This window comes from Delftia sp. ZNC0008, from assembly GCF_000799035.1.
Classification (GTDB): Bacteria; Pseudomonadota; Gammaproteobacteria; order Burkholderiales; family Burkholderiaceae_C; genus Comamonas; species Comamonas tsuruhatensis.
This window is the reverse complement of the sequence record NZ_JTKZ01000197.1, coordinates 1-1,468: the sequence shown is the minus strand read 5'-3', so window position 1 is coordinate 1,468 and position 1,468 is coordinate 1. Positions and strand designations below refer to the sequence as shown.

The 1,468-nt window shown below is 70.9% G+C and carries 2 protein-coding genes; one reads left to right on the top strand and one right to left on the bottom strand.

The window, feature by feature from the left end:
• A partial coding sequence (locus L995_RS06580; protein WP_047470387.1) for a D-alanyl-D-alanine carboxypeptidase/D-alanyl-D-alanine-endopeptidase occupies nt 1–978 on the bottom strand: 978 nt, incomplete at its 3' end.
• Nucleotides 979–1,047: 69 nt separating this feature from the next.
• Between L995_RS06580 and tsaB the strand changes: the two genes are divergently transcribed.
• A partial coding sequence (gene tsaB, locus L995_RS06575) for a tRNA (adenosine(37)-N6)-threonylcarbamoyltransferase complex dimerization subunit type 1 TsaB (protein ID WP_047470385.1) occupies nt 1,048–1,468 on the top strand: 421 nt, incomplete at its 3' end.

Genomic DNA, 1,468 nt, shown 5'->3' with positions numbered 1-1,468 from the left:
CTCGCGCCACATGCCCTCGATGGCGCGCGCCGCGAAGGCCTCGGGCTGGGCCGGCGCCAGCGACCAGCTCTTGTCGCCGCAGCTGGCCGGGAACGTGCCGGCAAAGGCGATGCGCAACGGGTCGGCCATGTCCAGCTGCAGCCGGGCGCGCCAGTCGCCGCACTCGCTGCCTGCCGGCGCCAGGGGCACGGTTTCCTGTTGCTGGATTCCGGCCAGCGGCGGATCGTATTGCAGCCGCGCCACGCCCGCCGCGGCGTCGGGCACAAAGCCGACCGTCACGGCCTTGTAGTTGACCAGCAGGGCGTCGGGCGCCACGTTGTAGGGGCGCCAGGGCTCGTTGTCGAAGGTGGCGGGATCGTGGGCGGGGACGGAGAACGCGCTGCGGTCCAGCACGATGTCGCCCACGATGACCTTGATGCCCATGCCCTGCAGGCGGCGCAGCATCAGCCACAGCCGCTCCATCACGAGCTTGGGATCGCCCTGGCCCTGGATGTACAGCGGCCCGCGCAGCACGCCGTCCTGCACCGGCCCGCCCAGGAAGACGGGCGTGCGCCAGACATGGGCAGGACCCAGCTGGTCCAGCGCCGCATAGGTGGTGACCAGCTTCATCACCGAGGCCGGGTTCATGGCCACATGGCTTTGCCAGTCCAGGCGCGGAGCGGCCCGGCCATCGACCTCCACCACCAGGGCGGAGACCGCCTCGCGCGGCAGCTTGGCGCGCGCCAGGGCGGCTTCCACGGGAGGCGGCAGCCGGCTTTCGCGCGCAGTCTTGGTGGAAAGGGCCGCCGGTGACGTGGGCGCATCGGCCTGGGCAATGGCCATGCCGGGCAGGGCAGCCGCCGCCAGCAGCGCGGCTGCCAGGCCTCGGTGTGAACGCGGCGTTCCGAGTGAGAAGGCGGAGGAAATCGAGGAAATAAGGAAAGAAGACAGCGAAAGATGCAACATGGCCAGCAAGTCTACGCCGGTCATTGCGGCCATGCCGCGCGCGGGCCGGGCGGGGCACCGATAATCCAGGGCTTGCTGCGGCACCGCCGCCTGCCCCACGCCATGAATCTTCTTGCCCTAGACACCAGTACCGACACCCTCTCCATCGCCGTGCAGCGCGGCGATGCCGTCTGGGAACACAGCGGCCCCGGCGGCCCGCAGACCTCGACCGAGCTGATCCCCGCCATCCTGGCCCTCATGGCCCAGGCCGGACTGGAGTTCGCCGAGCTGCGGGCCATCGTCTTCGGCCGGGGTCCGGGCTCGTTCACGGGCCTGCGCACGGCGTGCTCCGTGGCCCAGGGCCTGGCCTTTGCCGCCCGCGTGCCCGTGCTGCCCATGGACAGCCTGCTGGCCGTGGCCGAGCAGGCGCGCATGCAATACGGCTGCACCGACCTCATCGCCGTGATCGATGCGCGCATGAACGAGGTCTACCACGCCGCCTACCACTGGGCCGATGGCCGCTGGAACGACATCGGCGACGCGG